A 19,964-nucleotide genomic window follows, 5' to 3' on the forward strand; every position below is an offset into this window, starting at 1 on the left:
TGTGGGGGAGCGCAGTCTCATTGATGCAGAGCTATCAATAAACCCCTTTCCAGCCATATCTGTCATGATTTTCAGCATGAATGGAACCTCGATGGACCTCAATGCCGTGCGCATGCTGGTGCAGGTGGCCGAAGCACGCAGTTTCACCGTCGCCGCCGGGCAGCTGGGCCTGAGCCAGTCAGGCCTGTCGCGCGCGATCAGTCGGCTGGAAGCCACGCTGGGGGTGAAGCTGCTGCAGCGAAACACCCGCAACGTGGCACTGACCCCGGATGGTCGCCAGTTCGTCGATCAGGTCGCGCCCCTGCTGTGCGGTCTCGAAGACGCCGAACGCCAGTTGGCCGACCGTCCGTGCACGCCCTCGGGCACCCTGAAGATCAGTGCGCCCTCGATGTTCGGGCGCAAGGTGCTGGTACCGCTGCTGGGGCCGATGCTGCAGCAGCACCCGCAACTGCAGGTGGAAGCCGTGCTCAACGACCGCCTGGTCGATCTGGTCGAGGAAGGTTTCGATGCCGCGCTGCGCACCGGCGTCATCGCCGACCAGCGCATCGTCGCGCGGCCACTGCGGCCGCTGCGCTGGGTGACGGTGGCCAGCCCCGGCTACCTGGCCCGCTGTGGCGCACCGGACGATGTGGCGGCGTTGCAGGGCCACGCGTGCCTGGCCGTGCGCAACCTGCGCAGTGGCCGGCTGGTGGACTGGCAGTTCCTGCAGGACGGGCAACTGCGTGAGGTCACACCACCGGCGCGGATGGTGTTCGACAGCGGCGATCCGCTGGTGGAAGCGGCCATCGCCGGCATCGGCATCGTGCAGGTGATGGATTTCGCCGTGGCCGACGCCCTGGCCGACGGCCGCCTGCAGCGCGTGCTGCAGCCGTTCGAGGGCCGCAGCCGTGCGCTGTCGCTGATCTACCCGCCGTCGCGCCAGCACTCGCCGAAGCTGCAGGTGCTGGCCGACGCGTTGCTGGCCGGCACTACCGATCAGGCGAAGCTATCGGTGGCGCGCACCAGCGCATCCACGTTCTCGGCCTCGAACGCCGAATGGCCCGAGGCCGGGGTGATTTCCAGCTTCGCCTTCGGCCACACCTTGGTCAGGTCCCAGGCGTTGGCCAGCGGGCAGACCACGTCGTAGCGGCCGTGCACGATCACGCCCGGGATGTCGGCGATGCGGTGCGCGTCGCGCAGCAGCTGGTCTTCCACCTCGAAGAAACCACCGTTGACGAAGTAGTGGTTCTCGATGCGGGCAAACGCCAGCGCGAAATGCGGGTCTTCGTGGCTGTTGATGAAGTCATCATCGACATGCAGGAAGCTGGTCGCGCCTTCCCACACCGCCCAGGCCTTGGCCGCTTCCAGGCGGGTGGTTTCGTCGTCGCTGGTCAGGCGGCGGTGGAAGGCCGAGATCAGGTCATGGCGCTCCACCGGCGGAATCGGCTTGAGGTAATGCTCCCAGGCATCGGGGAACAGGCGGTTGGCGCCTTCCTGGTAGAACCACTCCAGTTCCCAGCGACGCAGCATGAAGATGCCGCGCAGAACCAGTTCGGTCACGCGCTGCGGGTGGGTTTCGGCGTAGGCCAGGGCCAGGGTCGAGCCCCAGCTGCCACCGAACACCTGCCAGCGATCGACCTTCAGGTGCTCGCGCAGCTTCTCGATATCGGCAACGAGGTCCCAGGTGGTGTTGTCCACCAGATCCGCGTGCGGGGTGGAACGGCCGGCACCGCGCTGGTCGAACAGGATGATGCGGTACTTGGACGGGTCGTGGAACTGGCGCATCTTGTCGCTGCAGCCGCCGCCCGGGCCACCATGCAGCATCACCACCGGCTTGCCTTCCGGGTTGCCGCACTGTTCGAAGTACAGCGTGTGGCGGTCGTCGACCTTCAGGGTGCCGACGTCGTAGGGGGTGATGGCGGGGTACAGCGTACGCATGCTTGCAGCTCCAGGGTGATGCCCTGCCGGGGCAGGAGAACCTCCATTCTAGGCCGGACGCCGGCCCAGGGTGATGCGGTCGCGCTGCTCCAGGTCCTGTGCGGTCTGCACCTCGACAAATCCCGCCGCGTCGAACAGCGCACGGATCGCCGCGCCCTGGTCCCAACCGTGCTCGATCAACAGCCAGCCCTCGGGCCGCAGGTGGGCCTGGCCACCGTCGACGATACGGCGGATGTCATCCAGGCCATCCGGACCCGAGGCCAGTGCGGTGGCCGGCTCGAAGCGCAGGTCACCCTGCTCCAGATGCGGATCGTCGCTGGCGATGTACGGCGGGTTGCTGGCAATCAGATCAAAACGCGCGCCCTGCAGCGGCGCATACCAGTCGTGCCCGCCTTCGGCGAAGCGCACGTTGCGCAGTTCATGGCGCGTGGCATTGCGCGCGGCGACGGCCAGTGCGGCGGTACTGGCGTCGGTGGCCAGCACCTGCGCCTGCGGCCGTTCGCTGGCCACGGCCAGGGCAATCGCACCGCTGCCGGTGCCGAGGTCGGCTACCTGCAGGGCGCGGTCCAGCGGCAGGCGCTCCAGCGCCAGCTCCACCAGCAGCTCGGTTTCCGGACGCGGGATCAGCGTGGCCGGGTCGACCTCCAGGTCCAGCGTCCAGAAACCGCGGCGCCCGGTCAGGTAGGCCACCGGCTCACCGGCCACACGGCGGGCCAGCAAAGCTTCGAAGGCGGCCTGGTCATTGGCGGCCAGCGGATCGGTGGCATGGGCGAACAGCCAGCTGCGCGGGCGCTCCAGTACATGCAGCAGCAGCAGTTCCGCCTCGTGGCGGGCGTCGCTGCTGCCCAAGCGAGCACTGGCGTCGGCTACGACCTGACGCAGGGTGGGTTGGGCTTGAAAGGACATGCTGCAATTGTAGAGCCGAGCCTGTGCTCGGCCGCTTCTGGAGCAGCCGAGCACAGGCTCGGCTCTACAAAACCGGAATCCGTTCAGGTTCCGCCGGGCGGGATAAGGAGGGACTATCGGCCCCAAGCAGCGGTCTGCCGAGATTTCCCTTGTCACACAGGCAATTGCAGGATGGCGATGGCGAGGTTCAGTGTCTGCTAAGGGCCATTCGATAGACTCCATCTATCGAATAGATGCAATCAATGGATTGTTCTTATCGCGAGCGAATGGGTAACCTAGCTCCTGTCGATTCACCCACTCCCCTTCACCAAGAGGAAAAATGATGTCCCTCATCAATACCCAGATCCAGCCGTTCGAAGCCAACGCCTACCACAACGGCGAGTTCATCAAGGTTTCCGACGCCAGCCTGAAGGGCCAGTGGTCCGTCCTGATCTTCATGCCGGCCGCCTTCACCTTCAACTGCCCGACCGAGATCGAAGACGCCGCTGACCATTACGCCGAGTTCAAGAAGGCCGGCGCCGAGGTCTACATCGTCACCACCGACACCCACTTCTCGCACAAGGTGTGGCACGAGACCTCGCCGGCCGTCGGCAAGGCCCAGTTCCCGCTGGTCGGCGACCCGACCCACCAGCTGACCCGCGCCTTCGGCGTGCACATTGAAGAAGAAGGCCTGGCCCTGCGCGGCACCTTCATCATCAACCCGGAAGGCGTGATCAAGACCCTGGAGATCCACTCCAACGAGATCGCCCGTGACGTGTCCGAGACCCTGCGCAAGCTCAAGGCTGCCCAGTTCACCGCCGCCAACCCGAACCAGGTCTGCCCGGCCAAGTGGAAGGAAGGCGAGAAGACCCTGACCCCGTCGCTGGACCTGGTCGGCAAGATCTAAGCCCTACCGGCCTGCCGTGGCCCCACGCCACGGCGCGCCCTTCATCCCCGTGCCGGTCCCCCCGCCGGCGTGGGGGTGAACCCAAGACAGCCAACGCTCGCCCGCCTTGGCCAGCCAGCCCCTTCCACGGTCGCTGTCTTGGGTTCACCCCTACCCCCTGCTGGTCCGCTACCTTCTACAGCGGTGCCACGCCCCCTGTTTGCCTGAAGCCAGGAGATGACCCGATGTTGGACACCAACCTGCAGTCGCAGCTGAAGACCTATCTGGAACGCGTGACCCGCCCGATCCAGATCACCGCGCACGCCGACGATGGCGCCAAGTCGCAGGAAATGCTGGACCTGCTGCAGACCCTGGAGAGCCTGTCGGACAAGATCTCGCTGCAGGTGCTGCGCGATGGGCAGGGCCGCGTGCCGTCCTTCGACCTGGGCACCCCGGGCCAGGACATCCACCTGACCTTCGCCGGCCTGCCGATGGGCCACGAGTTCACCTCGCTGGTGCTGGCGCTGCTCCAGGTGGGCGGTCATCCGTCCAAGGCCACCGCCGAGCTGATCGAGCAGGTGCAGAACCTGGAAGGCGACTACCGGTTCGAAACCTACTTCTCGCTGTCCTGCCAGAACTGCCCGGACGTGGTCCAGGCGCTGAACCTGGCCGCAGTGCTCAACCCGCGCATCCAGCACGTGGCCATCGATGGTGCGCTGTTCCAGGACGAAGTCGAGAAGCGCGAGATCATGTCGGTGCCGACCGTGTACCTCAACGGTGAAGTGTTCGACCAGGGCCGCATGACCCTGGAGCAGATCGTGGCCAAGCTGGACACCAATGCCGGCAAGCGCGATGCCGAGAAGATTGCCGCCAAGGACGCGTTCGACGTGCTGGTGGTGGGCGGTGGCCCGGCCGGTGCGGCAGCGGCGATCTACGCCGCGCGCAAGGGCATCCGCACCGGCATCGCCGCCGAGCGCTTTGGTGGACAGGTGCTGGACACCATGGCCATCGAGAACTTCATTTCGGTGAAGGAGACCGAGGGCCCGAAGCTGGCCACGGCGCTGGAACAGCACGTGCGCGAGTACGACGTGGACATCATGAACCTGCAGCGTGCCAGCGCGCTGGTGCCGGCCGGCGAAGACGGCCTGGTGCAGGTGCAGCTGGAGAACGGTGCGGTGCTCAAGTCCCGTTCGGTGATCCTGTCCACCGGCGCACGCTGGCGGCAGATGAACGTGCCGGGCGAAGACCAGTACCGCAACAAGGGCGTGGCCTACTGCCCGCACTGCGATGGCCCACTGTTCAAGGGCAAGCGCGTGGCGGTGATCGGCGGCGGCAATTCCGGCGTGGAAGCGGCCATCGATCTGGCCGGCATCGTGTCGCATGTAACCCTTCTGGAGTTCGATTCCAGCCTGCGTGCCGACGAAGTGCTGCAGAAGAAGCTGCGCAGCCTGGCCAACGTGACGGTGCTGACCAGCGCACAGACCACCGAAGTGCTGGGCGACGGCAGCAAGGTCACCGGCCTGGTGTACAAGGACCGCATCGGCGGCGATGCCCACCGCGTCGAGCTGGAAGGCATCTTCGTGCAGATCGGCCTGCTGCCCAACACCGAGTGGCTGAAGGATGTGGTGGCGCTTTCGCCGCGTGGCGAGATCGTCATCGATGACCGCGGCCAGACCAACCTGCCGGGTGTGTTCGCTGCTGGCGATTGCACGACGGTGCCCTACAAGCAGATCATCATCGCCATGGGCGCCGGTTCCACCGCCGCACTGAGCGCGTTCGACCACCTGATCCGCTCGTCGGTGAGCAACAGCAGCGGTGCCGTTGCTGAAGCGGCCTGATCCACCGTTCCCAGATCACCGGGAACATTGTCTGCCTGTCGGGTAACCACGCCGTCAGCCGGTCCGTTACCCCTGGGGTGTAAGGATGAACCTACGTGATCTGAAGTACCTGGTAGCCCTGGCCGACCACAAGCATTTCGGCCGGGCTGCCGCCGCCTGCTTCGTCAGCCAGCCCACGCTGTCGACGCAGATCCGCAAGCTGGAAGAAGAGCTGGGCCTGCCGCTGGTGGAACGCGCACCGCGCAAGGTGATGCTGACCCCGGCCGGTCAGGAAGCGGCGGCACGGGCGCGGGTGATCGTGTCCGAAGTGGAACAGCTGAAGGAAGCGGCGCGACGCAGCCGCGATCCGGAAGCCGGCACGGTGCGCCTGGGCATCTTCCCGACCCTCGGCCCGTACCTGCTGCCGCATGTGATCCCGCGCATCCGCGAGCGCTTCCCGGAGCTGGAACTGCTGCTGGTCGAGGAAAAGAGCGACGTGCTGCTGGACCGCCTGCGCGAAGGCAAGCTGGATGCTGCACTGCTGGCCCTGCCGGTGATCGACGACCAGCTGCATGCCGAATTCCTGTTCGAGGAGCCGTTCCTGCTGGCTGTCTCCGGGCGCCACCCGTTGGCCCGTCGCGAACATCTGGACGTGCAGGAACTGGCGACGCAGAAGCTGCTGCTGCTGGAAGACGGGCATTGCCTGCGCGACCAAGCGCTGGAAGTCTGCCGCCTGTTCGGCGCCAATGAGAAGTCCGAATTCCGCGCCACCAGCCTGGAAACCCTGCGGCAGATGGTCGCCGCCGACGTCGGCATCACCCTGCTGCCGAGCCTGTCGGTGCAGCCGCCAGTGCCGCGCTCGAACAACATCCGCCTGCTCGATTTCACCGGCGAGGGCCGTCCCAGCCGCCGCATCGCCATGATCTGGCGCCGCAGCTCGGCCATGAACGACTTCCTGATGGACCTGGCCGACCAGTTCAAGCGTCTGCCGCAGGCGCTGTTCACGCTGGAGGCGCTGAACGCCACGTCCGATGCGGCATCCCTGCCCGGCCCGGCGCTGAACGGCTGAACCCCTGCAGCATCGGCCCGGAATCGGCAGGAGTCGATTCCGGCCGCATTTGTCCCCACAATACAGACAGGCGGCGCCAGCAGGTGCCGCCTTTTGCATGGCTTTCAACCAAGGAGCTTCACCATGAGTACCGCCAGCGGCCTGCCGCCGTCGATCACCGTTTCTACTTTCGACATGGACCGCCTGGACGCCATGCTCGAATCCCCCGCGCTGAGCCAGACGCCTGCCGCGCTCGCGCTTGCTGAAGAACTCAACCGGGCCACCGTGATGGCACCGGACCAGATTCCCGAAGGCATCGTCATGATGCATTCGCGCGTGGAATGCGAAGATGAAGTGTCGGGCGAAAAGCACGTCCTGACCCTGGTCTTCCCCCGCGAAGCCAACGTCGATGAAGGCAAGGTCTCCGTGCTGGCCCCGGTCGGCAGTGCCCTGCTCGGCCTTTCGATCGGCCAGAGCATCGACTGGAACGCGCCCGGTGGCCGGAAGCTGCGCCTGCGCGTGACCGCGGTCCATAACGACCGCCCCTGATTACCGCTGCGCACCGCGCGCGATTCGATTCCCTTGCACCAGGAGCCGCAATGAGTACCCCGTCCAAACTGTCCCAGCTGCGTGAACTGTCCGTGGTCGTCGCCGATACCGGTGACTACGAGGCGATCAAGCGCCTGCAGCCGGTGGACTGCACCACCAACCCGACCCTGGTGAAGAAGGCGCTGGACCTGCCGGTCTACGCCGAGCTGATCGAACGCGAACTGGCCTGGGGCCGCCAGCAGGGTGGCGACCGCGAAGCCGTGGTGCACGCGGTGGCCGACCGCCTGACCATCGGCGTCGGCGCGCTGCTTAGCACGCTGGTGCCGGGCCGGGTATCCACCGAGGTGGATGCCGACCTGGCTCACGACACCGCGGCCACCGTGGCCAAGGCCCGCCAGTTCATCCAGATGTACGCCGACGCCGGCGTGCCGCGCGAGAAGATCCTGATCAAGATCGCCGCGACCTGGGAAGGCGTGGAAGCCGCGCGCATCCTGCAGGCCGAAGGCATCGACTGCAACCTGACGCTGATCTTCAACCCGACCCAGGCGCTGGCCTGCAGCGAAGCCGGCGCGTTCCTGATCTCGCCGTTCGTCGGCCGCATCCTCGACTGGTACGTGGCCAACGGCCAGACCCCGGCCACCATCGACGAAGACCCGGGCGTGAAGTTCGTGCGCGGCGTGTACGCCGAATTCAAGCGTCGCGGTTCGCCGACGGTGGTGATGGGCGCCTCGTTCCGTTCGACCGCGCAGATCGAAGCACTGGCCGGCTGCGACCGCCTGACGATCTCGCCGGACCTGCTGGAGAAGCTGGACGCCGACCACGGCGAGCTGCCGCGCAAGCTGGTAGCCGGTGCAGCGGACGGCGCGGCGGTGACCCCGATCGACGCGGCGAAGTTCGCGGCGGACCTGGCGGCCGATCCGATGGCCACCGAGAAGCTGGCGACCGGCATCGAGGCGTTTGCCAAGGATCTGGAAGCACTGCGCGAGCGGATCCGCGCGGCACTGTGAGGATTCCGGCCAACGGCTGAGCCCCTCGTGGCGGGGGGCTTGGTCGCGAAGAGCGGGTCATGTGGTTGGCAGGGTGGGTAGGCCGTGCAGGGGACGCTGCAAGTACGTCCCTGTAAGCTCGGTCGCCGCATCCATGCGGCTCACGCCCCTGCACGGCCTACCCACCCTGCCTTCGACAGTTTCCTGCGGCCGCCCGCCACGGAAGAAAGAAAGAAGAGCAGCAGCGGGTCGCGCGCTTCGCTTGCTCGGAGCCGAGCATGGCTCGGCTCTACAAGGGCAATGCAGAACCAAACAAAAAGGACGCGGCGAACGCCGCGTCCTTTTTGTTTTCCATCAGTTCGTCAGTAACCCAATGCTCTTTCCCACCGTCACCGGGAAACTGTCGGGGGTGGGGCGGTGTGGGTTGGCAGGACCGTTGGCGCCATGGATGGCGCCATCGAGCCCCCAGGGGTGAGGGCGCTTTGCTTGCGAAGCACTGCTTCGCAAGCGCCCGAACGCACAGCCGCCAGCGGCTGGGCCGGACCGCGGAGCGGGGTTCACGGCGTGTCTGCCAACCCACACCGCCCCACCCAACAAGCAGCGACCCAGAGCCGCTTTGGCTTTGGCTTTGGCTTTCAGCCGTTGACGTTGCCCGCCGCAGGCGGACCACCGCGCGTCAGCGCGGCGCCTCCACATCCAATCCGATCGGGCAGCTCACGCCGGTGCCGCCGATGCCGCAATAGCCGTTCGGATTCTTCGCCAGGTACTGCTGGTGGTAGTCCTCGGCGTAGTAGTACGCCGGTGCCGGGTACACGATCTCGGTGGTGATCGGGCCGTAGCCGGCCGCATCCAGCTGCGCCTGGTAGGCCTCGCGACTGGCCAGCGCGGCCTTGTACTGGCCCTCGTCGGTGGCATGGATCGCCGAACGGTACTGGGTGCCGGTGTCGTTTCCCTGGCGCATGCCCTGCGTCGGGTCATGGCTTTCCCAGAACAGCTGCAGCAGCCGTTCCAGGCTCACCACCGCCGGGTCGAACACCACCTGCACCACTTCGGTGTGGCCGGTCAGGCCCGAGCAGACCTCTTCATAGGTCGGGTTCGGGGTGATGCCGCCGGCATAGCCCACCGAGGTGCTGTACACGCCCGGTTCGGTCCAGAACTTGCGCTCGGCGCCCCAGAAACAGCCCAGCGCGAAGCGGATCTGCTGCAGGCCGGCGAAGCGGTCCTTCAGCGGATGGCTGTTCACGAAGTGCTGGTTGCTGTGCAGCGGCAACGGCTGCTCGCGTCCCGGCAGCGCCTCTTCCGGGCGCGGCAGGCGCTGCTTGAAGGCCCCGATGCCGAGGATGCCCTGGCCAATTCCCAACATGATGCGCTCCTACGCCGGAAGGCCGGCTATGTCGTCTGCATCTGAAATGGGGGCGTCCGGCGCGTGGCCCAAGTCCAGCGCGGCCACGATGTCCTCGGCCTGCGGGCGTGCCGCATCGGGGATGCCGACCCGCAACACGCCAAACAGCGGCAGCTCGCCCATCCCGCCCAGCAACTGCTCTCCGAACACAAACGCGGGGATACCGGCGTCTTCCAGGGCGTGCTTGACCAGATGGGCGTCGAACAGATTGTCGGCCTTGTACACGATGTGCATGCGGCGGCTCCTCGGGACAAGGGTCCAGCATACGCCTGGGGGCCGAATGGTGGAGAGGGCGGGATCCGAGAGTTGCCGGCAGTTCTGCCCGGTACGCGCTAGACTGTTGGTCTTTCTGCCTTTCTTTTCGCCGACTCATGTCCGAGCACACCCCCGCCAGCCCCGAGACCCCCGCCGACAGCCACGAAAAGCGCGATTTCATCCGCCAGATCGTGCGCGAGGACCTGGCCAGCGGAAAGCACCAGGCGATCAAGACCCGCTTCCCGCCGGAACCGAACGGCTACCTGCACATCGGCCATGCCAAGTCGATCTGCCTGAACTTCGGCATCGCCGGCGAATTCAGCGGCGTCTGCAACCTGCGCTTCGACGACACCAACCCGGCCAAGGAAGATCCGGAGTACGTGGCCGCGATCCAGGACGACGTGCGCTGGCTGGGCTTCGAGTGGAACGAGCTGCGCCATGCTTCGGACTACTTCCAGGCCTATTACCTGGCCGCCGAGAAGCTGATCGAACAGGGCAAGGCCTATGTCTGCGACCTGTCGGCCGAGGAAGTGCGCGCCTACCGCGGCACTCTCACCGAGCCGGGCCGCCCGTCGCCGTGGCGCGACCGCAGCGTCGAGGAGAACCTCGACCTGTTCCGCCGCATGCGCGCCGGTGAATTCCCGGATGGCGCACGCACCCTGCGCGCGAAGATCGACATGGCCAGCGGCAACATCAACCTGCGCGATCCGGCGCTGTACCGCATCAAGCACGTCGAGCACCAGAACACCGGCAGCGCGTGGCCGATCTACCCGATGTACGACTTCGCCCACGCGCTGGGTGATTCGATCGAGGGCATCACCCACTCGCTGTGCACGCTGGAGTTCGAAGACCACCGCCCGCTGTACGACTGGTGCGTGGACAACGTCGATTTCGCCCATGACGATGCGCTGACCCAGCCGCTGGTCGATGCCGGCCTGCCGCGCGAAGCTGCCAAGCCGCGCCAGATCGAGTTCTCGCGCCTGAACATCAACTACACGGTGATGAGCAAGCGCAAGCTGATGGCGCTGGTCACCGAACAGCTGGTGGACGGCTGGGACGACCCGCGCATGCCGACCTTGCAGGGCCTGCGCCGCCGTGGTTATACCCCGTCTGCGATGCGCCTGTTTGCCGAGCGCGTAGGCATCAGCAAGCAGAATTCGCTGATCGACTTCAGCGTGCTGGAAGGCGCACTGCGCGAGGACCTCGACAGCGCCGCCCCACGCCGCATGGCGGTGGTCGATCCGGTCAAGCTGGTGCTGACCAACCTGCCGGAAGGCCACGAAGAGCTGCTGACCTTCAGCAACCACCCGAAGGACGAGAGCTTCGGCAGCCGCGAAGTGCCGTTCGCCCGCGAAGTCTGGATCGATCGCGAGGACTTCGCCGAAGTGCCGCCGAAGGGCTGGAAGCGCCTGGTGCCGGGTGGCGAAGTGCGCCTGCGCGGCGCCGGCATCATCCGCTGCGACGAAGTGATCAAGGATGCCGATGGCACCATCACCGAGCTGCGCGGCTGGCTGGATCCGGAATCACGTCCGGGCATGGAAGGCGCCAACCGCAAGGTCAAGGGCACCATCCACTGGGTCAGCGCCGTGCATGGCGTGCCGGCCGAGATCCGCCTGTACGACCGCCTGTTCTCGGTGCCGAACCCGGATGATGACTCGGAAGGCAAGACCTACCGCGATTACCTCAATCCGGAATCGCGCCGCACCGTCACCGGCTATGTCGAGCCGGCCGCGGCCAGCGCCGCACCGGAGCAGTCGTTCCAGTTCGAACGTACCGGCTACTTCGTCGCCGACCGCCGCGACCACACCGAAGCCAAGCCGGTGTTCAACCGCAGCGTGACCCTGCGCGATACCTGGTCGGCCTGAGGACCTGCGCGGGCGCCAGCATGGCGCCCGCACGCCATCGACAATGATCACCGCCCTCTCCGTCCTGTTCTGGTTCATCTCGCAGCATCCGCTGCTGACGTTCTTTGCAGCGATGGTGCTGGCCGGACTGGTCTCGTGGTGGCGGCGCTTTCCGGGCTACGCCATCGTGGTGTTTCCGCTGGCGATGCTCAACATGTTCCTCGGCCACTTCCTCAACGCCACCTTCCTCAACGTGGTGGGCGAGCGTGGTGAAGCGGTGATCGTCAAGGCCGAGCGAACCAGTTCCACGCTCAACGAACAGTACATCTGGCGCTACGAAGGGGTGCTGCATACCGCCGAGGGCCGCGACGTGGACGTGGTGTTCTACACCAACACCGCTTCGCTGTGGCCGCTGGAAAACGCCATCCGCATCCCGGCGCGCGACCAGCCGTTCGTGGTCAAGTACACGCCGGGCTTCCCACGCAACTTCGTCATCCTCACCAACGAATCCCCGCACGGCATCGCCCAGGCCCGTGCCAGCGCGCGCGAGCGCGTGGAAGTGGCGGCGCGCAAGCTGCATTTCAGCCCCGGCAATGCCGATTTCCGCGCGGACTATCGCCGCGAGCTGGAAACCTGGCTGCGCGACCACGGCAACGATCCGCAGCAGCAGCCCGACGCGCAGCGATATCGCGCCGAGCTCGACGCGCTCGACCATTAGATTTTCCAGGCCCTGCCTGGATGTTCCACCCCATCCACCGACAGGCCTGACATGACCACGACCTCCGCTGCCCTCCTCCCGCTGCTGCAGCAGGTCCTTCAGGACGCCGGCACCGCCAGCCGCGTCGACGGCAACGCGCTGCTGCTGGACAGCGGCCTGCGCCTGACCCCGCATGCAATGGCCGCACACGCGCGCGACAACGGTGGTTGGCAGACCTCCACCGTCATTGAAAGCCAGCATCCGCAGTTGTTCGCCGATGGCCTGTTCGAGTACCAGCACGCAAATGGTGCCGATGAGCAGGCATCGCTGTTGTCCGGCTTCCAGGCCTGGGCCCGGGTGGACCTGGTGACCCTGCAGACCGCGATCGGCGCCCAAGACGCGCAGGGCCTGCCGATGATGGGCCTGACCTATCCGGCCGGCGCTGACGGCCAGGAACTCGAACGCACCGTAGTGCTCGGTCCACTGGCGCATTACCGCGAGCATGAGATGGACACCGGCCCCCGCAGCGAAGACGATCATGGCTCCTGCCCCTGCTGCCTGTTCACGCGCAGCATCGATGCATTCGATGCGCTGCTGAAGACGCGTTCTTTCCTGGCCATCCGCCTGTTCGCCTCGCGCGATGCCGATGGCCTGTGCGAGGCCGATTGCCGGGTCAACGGCCACGACTTCGCCGCCGCCCTGCCCCTGCTGCGCGCCTACGCGGCCAGCTGGCCGCAGGCAGGGCTGGAATTCCGCAAGCAGTACGTGGTGGTCCGCACCGGCTCGCCAGGCTGACCCACGCCCACACCCGATACAGGCCGGTGCGGCTACACTGCGCGCCGGTTCCCCAAGCAACCGCACTTTTTTCCATCCCACACGAGGCACCCCCGCGATGCTGTACGCGCAAGTCCACCTGACCCTTCCCGCCTGGATCCACGGCCAGATCGACCTGGATCGTCGATATCCGGGCGACGAGGCCAAGGTCGCGCTGGCGATCGAGCTGTCGCGGCTGAACGTCGAGCACGCCAGTGGCGGCCCGTTCGGTGCGGTGGTGTTCGGCCCGGACGACAAGGTCATCGCCGCTGGCGTGAACCGGGTGATGCCGCACGCGACTTCGCTGGCGCACGCCGAGAACATGGCCTACATGCTGGCCCAGCAGCGCCTGCAGACCCCGCGCCTGAACGCGGTGCTGTCGCCGGTCACCCTGGCCACCAGTTCGCAGCCATGCTGCCAGTGCTATGGCGCTACCGTGTGGGCCGGCATCGACCGCCTGCTGATCGGTGCCAGTGCGGCCGACGTCGAGGAACTGACCCCGTTCGATGAAGGCCCGCTGCCGGCCGACTGGGTCGGCGAGCTCAACAAGCGTGGCATCGAAGTGGTGCAGGGCTTGGACCGCGACGCCGCGCGCAGCGTGCTGCGAACCTATGGGGAAAGCGATGGCGCCCGTTACTGAGACCGGCATCGGCCTGCTGTGCCTGTGCCGGCAGGGCTTTGAACCCGAGCTGGCCGGCGAGCTGCAGTTCCGCGCCGGTGAAGCCGGTTTCGCTGGCTATGCGCGCACCCAGCGCAATGACGGCTATGTGCTTTTCATGTGCGACGACACTGCAGCACTGGCGCCACGCCTGCGCTGGCGAGAACTGATCTTCGCGCGGCAGAAGCTGGTCGTGCTGGCCGAGCTGCCGCAGCTGGACCCGAGCGATCGCATCACCCCGATGCTGGAGGTGCTGGCCGATGCGCCGCGCTTCGGCGACCTGTGGGTGGAGCACCCCGATTCGGACGCTGGCAAGCCACTGTCCGGGCTGGCGCGAGCCTTCGGCAATGCACTGCGCCCGGCGCTGCGCAAGGCCGGCAAGCTCACTGATAAGCCAAACAACCGCCTGCCGCGCCTGCACGTGGTGTTCGTCGACGGCACCCATGCCTTCGTCTGCGTGGCCGACCCGGCCGACAGCGCGCCGTGGGCACTGGGCATCCCGCGCCTGAAGCTGCTGCCCGAGGCGCCTTCGCGTTCGGCACTGAAGCTGGACGAAGCACTGCTGACCCTGCTGACGCCGGAAGAACGCGAAGCACTGGCCAAGCCCGGCATGCGTGCGGCCGACCTGGGCGCCGCCCCCGGCGGCTGGACCTGGGTACTGACCCGCCAGCACATGCACGTGCTGAGCATCGACAACGGCCCGCTGCGCCAGCACGTGCTGGACACCGGTCTGGTCGAGCACCTGCGCGCCGATGGTTTCCACTGGCACCCCGAACAGCCGCTGGACTGGATGGTCTGCGACATGGTCGAGCAGCCGCGCCGCGTGGCCGAACGCATGGCCACCTGGTTCCGCGAAGGCTGGTGCAGGCACGCCATCTTCAATCTGAAGCTGCCGATGAAGAAGCGCTGGGACGAAACCCGCCTGTGCCTGGACCTGTTCCAGGACCAGGCCGGCAAGCCGCTGGTGGTACGCGCCAAGCAGCTCTATCACGACCGTGAGGAGATCACGGTATTGGCCTCGCCGCTGCGCTGAGGAACATGCCCGCCGGGCATGGGCCCGGCGCTACCGAGGAAGGGAACCATGCGATACCACTCGCTCGCCATGTTGATCACCCTGCTGGCCGCCGCACCAGCGGTGGCCCAGCAATTGCCGCACACCCCTGCGCAGAGCCAGCCGCTGGGCCCCACCGGCGGCGCGATCCGCCAGCAACCGCTGGATGCGGGCCGGGTCAGCGGCAGCGTCGAGATTGCACGACCGGCCGGCGAGGCACAGGTGACCGTGCGTTCGCTGGAACCGAGCAGCGTGGTCGGCCAGTACCGCATCCACTTCGCCGCGCTGGATGTGAACGGCGATGGTTTCATCAGCCGCGAGGAAGCACAGGCCAACCCGGCGCTGGCCGACGAATTCAATTCGCTGGACCGCAGGCACCGCGGCAAGCTGGACCGCGCCGACCTGGCCGGCTGGCTGGTGGATTGAAAAAGGGGACGGAGGGGATTAAGTCGTATGTGCACAAACGACTTAATCCCCTCCGTCCCCTTTTTGCTTCAGACCCCGGCGGCGCGCTTCCAGAATGCCTGCACCAGCGGCGGCCATTTGCCGACACAGCCCAGCGCACGACCGCGGGCCAGGGTCAGGTGCATTTCGTCGTTGGAGAACAGGCGGTTGATCGCATCGAAGCTGTAGGCGGCGATGTGGTTGTCGCTGCGCCGTTCGCGTGCCCAGCGCTGCAGGCGCTGCGGCGACAGCCGCGGCTGGCCGCGGCGCTCGGCCGACGGCGCCAGCCACTGCTGCAGGGCGGCGACATCGCGCAACCCCAGGTTCACGCCCTGCCCGGCCAGCGGGTGCACCACATGCGCGGCATCGCCCAGCGCCAGCACGCGGCCGGCGACATAGTGACGGGCCAGCTGGCGGCGCAGCGGGAACGCCGCACGCGGCGAGGCCAGACGTAGTTCGCCCAGGCGTGCAGCGAAGGCGCGGGTCAGTTCGCGGTTGAAGCTGTCCTCGTCCAACGCCAGCACGCGAGCCGCTTCATCCTCGGGCAGGGTCCAGACGATGGAGCTGCGGCGCTCGGCCACCGGCAGCAGCGCCAGTGGACCGCCCGGCAGGAAACGCTGCCAGGCCGTGGCCTGGTTGGAAAGATCGCTGTCCACGTAGGCCACCACGCCACGCTGGTGGTAGTCATGCTTTTCAACCTCGATCCCGGCCAGCTGGCGCAGGGTCGATTCGGCACCGTCGGCGGCCACCGCCAACGCCGCTTCCAGGCGGCGACCGTCATCCAGGCGCAGGCGCACGCCGTCCTCGTCCTGCTCCAGTGCTTCCACCCGTGCCGGGCAGTGCAGCTGCACGCCCGCCGCCGGCAGCGCCGCCCACAGGCGGTCCTGCAGCAGGCCGTTCTCGACGATGTAGCCCAGTTCGCGACGGCCGAAGCGATCGGCATCGAACAGCAGATCTTCGCCACCGGCCGCATCCCACACCTGCATACGCCGGTAGGGCCAGGCACGGGCCTGGGCGATCGCCGGCCACACGCCGAGGCGGTTCAACAGCTGCACGTTGTCGGCGGCAAAGGCGAACACGCGCAGGTCCGGTTGCGCAACCTGCCACGGCGCGGGCTCACGACCTTCCACCAACGCCACCGACAGGCCGGCATCGGCCAGCGCCAGCGCGCACGCGGCACCGACCACGCCACCGCCGACGATGGCCACATCCAGGCGCGCGCGGCGGCTCATGCGGTTTCTCCACGGCACAGCCGCGGTACTTCGCCACGGAAGCCCATCGCACCACCGACCAGCATCGACTGCACCGAGGCGCGTTGTGCGGCCACCAGACCGAGGCTGCGCAGCGGCCGCATCAGTGGCGCCGGGTTGCTGGTCAGCCGTGCCAGGCCGCCGGAGAACGCCACCGTCTGCCGGCGGTCTTCCTCGCGGCGTGCAACATAGGCCTGCAGCAATGCATCACTGCCGGCATCCTCATGCGCATTCTCCAGCAGTTCGGCCAGGGTCAGCGCATCGCGCAGGCCCAGGTTGAAGCCCTGCGCACCCAGCGGATGGATGGTCTGCGCGGCATTGCCCAGCAGCACCGTGCGTTCACCGGCCAATGCGCGCGCCAGCACCTGGATGAGCGGATAAGCGCTGCGTGGACCGGATTCGAGCAGGCGGCCGGCACGCCAGCCGATCGCGTCCTGCAGGCGCTGCAGCCAGGCCGCATCGTCCAGCGCCATCACCGCATCGGCCTGATCGCGGGCCACGCCATGCACGGTGCCGAAGTGGCGGTCACCGCGCGGCAGCAGGGCGGTCGGGCCGGTATCGGTGAAGCGCTCCCAGGCCGTGCCATCCGGCGCACGCTGGCTGCGCACGCGGGCGACGAACAGGGTCTGCTGGAAATCATGGCGGTCGACCTCGATGCCCAGCGCGCCACGCACGCCGCTGGTGGTGCCATCGGCCCCCACCACCAGACGTGCCAGCAGCACGCGTTCACCCGCCTCGTCAGCCACCCGCACCTGGCGGTAGCCGTCCACCACCTCGCCCAGTCCCAGGAACCGCATCGGCCGATAACGGCGCAGGCGCGGCAGCTCCTGAAGCCGCGCTTCCAGCGCCTGGCCGAAATCGCGCGCGACCACCACCTGGCCGAACCACGGCCGGTCGTAATCGGCCGCTTCGAGCTGCACACGGCCGAAATCGCCGGCACGACTGACATGGATGCGCCGGATCGGGCCCGGTGCCATCGCCAGCTTCTGCATCACCCCCAGCGCGGTCAGCGCATTGACGGTGGCAGCGGCGAAACTGAGATTGCGCTGGTCGAACACCGCAGGCAGCTCGCCGGCCGGGCTGGCCTCGAGCAGGCCCACGTCGCGGCCCAGCCGGTCCAGGGCGATGGCCAGGCTGGCACCCACCAGGCCACCACCGACAATCAGCACGTCATGTCGTTCACTCATGTGTTCATGATACGCGCTCGCCCCGACTGTACGCCGAACAAGCGGCGCCTGCGCCAACCGGCGCGGCGGGCTAGAATGAAACCTGAATCCGCTCCGGGCCCGCTGCCATGTCCGCCACCGCCAACCGCGCCTTCGTCCTGTCCGTCCTCGTGCTGTTGCTGGCGGCGACCCGGGTCAACCACTTCGCGGCCATTCCGGATGCCTCCTGGGCGGTGTTCTTCATCGGTGGCTTCTATCTGGCCACGTGGACACGCTGGGCGTTTCCGCTGCTGATGGTGTTCGCCGTGCTGGTGGACTGGATCGTGATCCGCAGCAGCGGCCTGGATTTCTGGCAGCACTACTGCGTGTCGCCGGGTTACTGGCTGCTGCTGCCGGCGTACTTCTCGCTGTGGGCCGGCGGCATGCTGCTGGGCCGCAACTACCAGGGCGCGCGCTGGCCGGTGCTGGCCAAGGGTGCGCTGCTGCTGGTCGCGTCGGTGGCGATCTGCCACCTGCTGGCGCAGGGCGGCTTCTACTGGACCAGCCGTAACGTGGCCGAGCCGACCCTGGCCGGCTGGGCACAGAACTACGCGCAGTGGTTCGGGCCCTACCTGCGCACTACGGCGATCTATGTGGCGCTGGCCGCTGCCCTGCAGCTGGCCGTGGAGCAGGTGTTGAAGCTCCAGCAGGCCCGCCGCGACATCCGCCACTGAGCCGCGCGCCATGGGTCATCGCCTCTCGCGCATTTACACCCGCACCGGCGACGACGGCAGTACCGGCCTTGGCGACGGCCAACGCGTGGCCAAGGATGACGCCCGCGTGGCGTCCTTCGGTACCGTCGACGAGGCCAACGCCGCGCTCGGCCTGCTGCTGGCCGCGCCCCTGCCCGAGGATGTACGCGCGCTGGTGGTGCATCTGCAGCACCAGCTGTTCGATCTGGGCGCCGAGCTGTGCATTCCCGGCCACGCCGCGATCCATGCCGCCGACGTCTCGGCCCTGGAGCAGCAGCTGGACCATTACAACGCCAACCTCCCGATGCTGAAGGAATTCATCCTGCCGGCCGGCGGCGAAGCTGCCGCGCGCTGCCATCTGGCCCGCGCCATCGTCCGCCGCGCCGAGCGCGAGACGGTCACCCTGGCCCGCCACGAGGCCGTCCGCAGCGAGGCGCTGCAATACCTCAACCGGCTGTCGGACCTGCTGTTCGTGCTGGCCCGGGTGCTGGCCCGCGCCGACGGCCATGGCGAAGCGCTGTGGCAGCCACAGCAGCGCCAGCGCTGAGTCGGCACGATGCTGGTCTATTCCCACCCGTCCTGCCTGCTGCATGACCCCGGTCCCGGCCATCCCGAATGCCCGCAACGGCTGCAGCAGGTGCTGGACGCGCTGCACACCGCCTTCCCCGGCCAGCTGGACTGGCGCGAGGCGCCGCCGGCGAAGTTCGGCGAACTGACCCGGGTCCACGACAGCGCCCTGCTCGACTTCGTGCTGCAGCCGCAGACCGCACCGCTGCGCCAGCTGGACATGGACACCTGGACCTCGCCGGGCTCGGCCAGCGCCGCCGTGCACGCCGCCGGTGCCGGCGTCGCCGCAGTCGATGCGGTGATGCTGGGCGAGGACCCGCTGGCCTTCTGCGCGGTACGCCCACCGGGCCACCACGCCACCAGCAGCACCGCCATGGGCTTCTGCCTGCTGAACAACATCGCCATCGCCGCCGCCCATGCCCGCGACCGCCATGGCCTGGAACGGATCGCGGTGGTCGATTTCGACGTGCACCACGGCAATGGCACCCAGGACATCTTCCAGCATGACGCCCGGGTTTCGTACTACAGCACCCACCAGGCCGGGCTGTTCCCCAATTCCGGCCTGCGCCGCGACCGCGGTGCCGGCAACCTGATGAACATCCTGCTGCCGCCGGGAAGCGGCGGCTTCCGCTTCCGCAACGTCTGGGCCGACGAGATGCTGCCGGCCATCGACGACTTCCGCCCGCAGCTGCTGCTGATCTCGGCCGGCTTCGATGCCCACCTGCGTGATCCACAGGCGGATCTGATGCTGGAGACCGACGATTTCGCCTGGATCACCGGTGAGCTGCACGCGCTGGCACGCCGCCACGCGGCTGGCCGGGTGGTGTCGATGCTGGAGGGCGGCTATGACCTGCAGGCCCTGGCCGAGTGCAGCGTGGCCCATGTCCAGGCCCTGCTTACGCCATCCGCCGGCACCTCCGCCGGATGAACCCGAACCGGCAGGCTCCGGCGTCCTTCATTGCCCCTATGCAAGGGATGGGGCAAGCTACCGTCCGTTT

General features: G+C 67.5%; 20 protein-coding genes and 1 pseudogene. 15 read left to right on the forward strand and 6 right to left on the reverse strand.

The window, feature by feature from the left end:
- Window positions 1-91 precede the first annotated feature (91 nt).
- A pseudogene (locus O0J15_RS10030) lies at window positions 92-967 on the forward strand (LysR family transcriptional regulator); the annotation flags it as partial.
- 8 nt (window positions 968-975) lie between these two features.
- Here O0J15_RS10030 and pip read toward each other — a convergent pair.
- Together pip and prmC are read right to left on the reverse strand one after the other, a co-directional pair.
- The gene (gene pip, locus O0J15_RS10035; protein ID WP_005415370.1) at window positions 976-1,917 is read right to left on the reverse strand and encodes a prolyl aminopeptidase; all 942 of its coding nucleotides are present in this window, start codon (window positions 1,915-1,917) and stop codon (window positions 976-978) included.
- Window positions 1,918-1,965: 48 nt separating this feature from the next.
- Window positions 1,966-2,823: a peptide chain release factor N(5)-glutamine methyltransferase gene (gene prmC, locus O0J15_RS10040; RefSeq protein ID WP_308305587.1), complete on the reverse strand. Its 858-nt coding sequence runs from the start codon at window positions 2,821-2,823 to the stop codon at window positions 1,966-1,968.
- 322 nt (window positions 2,824-3,145) lie between these two features.
- Between prmC and ahpC the strand changes: the two genes are divergently transcribed.
- The 5 genes from ahpC to O0J15_RS10065 all read left to right on the forward strand — a co-directional run bounded on the left by ahpC (window position 3,146) and on the right by O0J15_RS10065 (window position 8,109).
- The gene (ahpC, locus tag O0J15_RS10045; RefSeq protein WP_005415368.1) at window positions 3,146-3,709 is read left to right on the forward strand and encodes an alkyl hydroperoxide reductase subunit C; all 564 of its coding nucleotides are present in this window, start codon (window positions 3,146-3,148) and stop codon (window positions 3,707-3,709) included.
- A 224-nt stretch (window positions 3,710-3,933) separates the two neighbouring features.
- A complete protein-coding gene (gene ahpF, locus O0J15_RS10050) occupies window positions 3,934-5,526 on the forward strand; it encodes an alkyl hydroperoxide reductase subunit F (protein ID WP_308305588.1) in 1,593 nt (530 codons plus the stop codon).
- A gap of 85 nt (window positions 5,527-5,611) precedes the next feature.
- Window positions 5,612-6,574 (forward strand): LysR substrate-binding domain-containing protein, encoded by a 963-nt coding sequence (locus O0J15_RS10055; protein WP_171952427.1) that lies wholly within the window; start codon window positions 5,612-5,614, stop codon window positions 6,572-6,574.
- Between the two features lie 123 nt (window positions 6,575-6,697).
- Window positions 6,698-7,102, forward strand: a complete 405-nt coding sequence (rnk, locus tag O0J15_RS10060) for a nucleoside diphosphate kinase regulator (protein WP_019661134.1) — start codon at window positions 6,698-6,700, stop codon at window positions 7,100-7,102.
- Between the two features lie 50 nt (window positions 7,103-7,152).
- Window positions 7,153-8,109: a transaldolase gene (locus tag O0J15_RS10065; protein WP_308305589.1), complete on the forward strand. Its 957-nt coding sequence runs from the start codon at window positions 7,153-7,155 to the stop codon at window positions 8,107-8,109.
- A gap of 655 nt (window positions 8,110-8,764) precedes the next feature.
- Here the strand turns inward: O0J15_RS10065 and msrA are convergent.
- Both msrA and O0J15_RS10075 read right to left on the reverse strand, forming a co-directional pair.
- Entirely contained in the window at window positions 8,765-9,430 is a 666-nt protein-coding gene (msrA, locus tag O0J15_RS10070) for a peptide-methionine (S)-S-oxide reductase MsrA (protein WP_031270096.1), read from the reverse strand.
- A gap of 30 nt (window positions 9,431-9,460) precedes the next feature.
- Window positions 9,461-9,724: a DUF2007 domain-containing protein gene (locus O0J15_RS10075; protein WP_005408153.1), complete on the reverse strand. Its 264-nt coding sequence runs from the start codon at window positions 9,722-9,724 to the stop codon at window positions 9,461-9,463.
- 137 nt (window positions 9,725-9,861) lie between these two features.
- Here O0J15_RS10075 and O0J15_RS10080 point away from each other — a divergent pair, with 137 nt between their 5' ends.
- The 6 genes from O0J15_RS10080 to O0J15_RS10105 all read left to right on the forward strand — a co-directional run bounded on the left by O0J15_RS10080 (window position 9,862) and on the right by O0J15_RS10105 (window position 15,234).
- A complete protein-coding gene (locus O0J15_RS10080; RefSeq protein ID WP_111102383.1) occupies window positions 9,862-11,610 on the forward strand; it encodes a glutamine--tRNA ligase/YqeY domain fusion protein in 1,749 nt (582 codons plus the stop codon).
- Window positions 11,611-11,653: 43 nt separating this feature from the next.
- Window positions 11,654-12,307, forward strand: coding sequence for a hypothetical protein (locus O0J15_RS10085; protein ID WP_155028984.1), 654 nt, complete (start codon window positions 11,654-11,656; stop codon window positions 12,305-12,307).
- Between the two features lie 51 nt (window positions 12,308-12,358).
- Complete coding sequence (locus O0J15_RS10090; RefSeq protein WP_021203194.1) at window positions 12,359-13,081, forward strand: DUF6348 family protein; 723 nt, start codon at window positions 12,359-12,361, stop codon at window positions 13,079-13,081.
- A 97-nt stretch (window positions 13,082-13,178) separates the two neighbouring features.
- Window positions 13,179-13,739, forward strand: coding sequence for a nucleoside deaminase (locus O0J15_RS10095; protein WP_180877914.1), 561 nt, complete (start codon window positions 13,179-13,181; stop codon window positions 13,737-13,739).
- Complete coding sequence (gene rlmM / locus O0J15_RS10100) at window positions 13,723-14,790, forward strand: 23S rRNA (cytidine(2498)-2'-O)-methyltransferase RlmM (protein WP_308305590.1); 1,068 nt, start codon at window positions 13,723-13,725, stop codon at window positions 14,788-14,790. Before O0J15_RS10095 ends, rlmM begins: the two co-directional genes overlap by 17 nt.
- A gap of 48 nt (window positions 14,791-14,838) precedes the next feature.
- A complete protein-coding gene (locus O0J15_RS10105) occupies window positions 14,839-15,234 on the forward strand; it encodes an EF-hand domain-containing protein (RefSeq protein WP_308305591.1) in 396 nt (131 codons plus the stop codon).
- Between the two features lie 68 nt (window positions 15,235-15,302).
- Here O0J15_RS10105 and O0J15_RS10110 read toward each other — a convergent pair whose 3' ends face one another.
- Window positions 15,303-16,484, reverse strand: coding sequence for a UbiH/UbiF family hydroxylase (locus tag O0J15_RS10110; protein ID WP_171953546.1), 1,182 nt, complete (start codon window positions 16,482-16,484; stop codon window positions 15,303-15,305).
- Complete coding sequence (gene ubiH, locus O0J15_RS10115; protein ID WP_019661125.1) at window positions 16,481-17,689, reverse strand: 2-octaprenyl-6-methoxyphenyl hydroxylase; 1,209 nt, start codon at window positions 17,687-17,689, stop codon at window positions 16,481-16,483. The genes O0J15_RS10110 and ubiH overlap by 4 nt, the downstream gene beginning before the upstream one ends.
- A gap of 107 nt (window positions 17,690-17,796) precedes the next feature.
- Here ubiH and O0J15_RS10120 point away from each other — a divergent pair, with 107 nt between their 5' ends.
- The 3 genes from O0J15_RS10120 to O0J15_RS10130 are packed head-to-tail and all read left to right on the forward strand — an operon-like array spanning window position 17,797 to window position 19,894.
- Window positions 17,797-18,381, forward strand: coding sequence for a hypothetical protein (locus tag O0J15_RS10120; RefSeq protein WP_019661124.1), 585 nt, complete (start codon window positions 17,797-17,799; stop codon window positions 18,379-18,381).
- Window positions 18,382-18,391: 10 nt separating this feature from the next.
- A complete protein-coding gene (locus O0J15_RS10125; protein WP_308305592.1) occupies window positions 18,392-18,946 on the forward strand; it encodes a cob(I)yrinic acid a,c-diamide adenosyltransferase in 555 nt (184 codons plus the stop codon).
- Between the two features lie 9 nt (window positions 18,947-18,955).
- Entirely contained in the window at window positions 18,956-19,894 is a 939-nt protein-coding gene (locus O0J15_RS10130) for a histone deacetylase family protein (RefSeq protein ID WP_019661122.1), read from the forward strand.
- Window positions 19,895-19,964 lie beyond the last annotated feature (70 nt).

It is taken from the genome of Stenotrophomonas sp. Sm10 (assembly GCF_030985515.1).
Lineage (GTDB): Bacteria > Pseudomonadota > Gammaproteobacteria > Xanthomonadales > Xanthomonadaceae > Stenotrophomonas > Stenotrophomonas hibiscicola.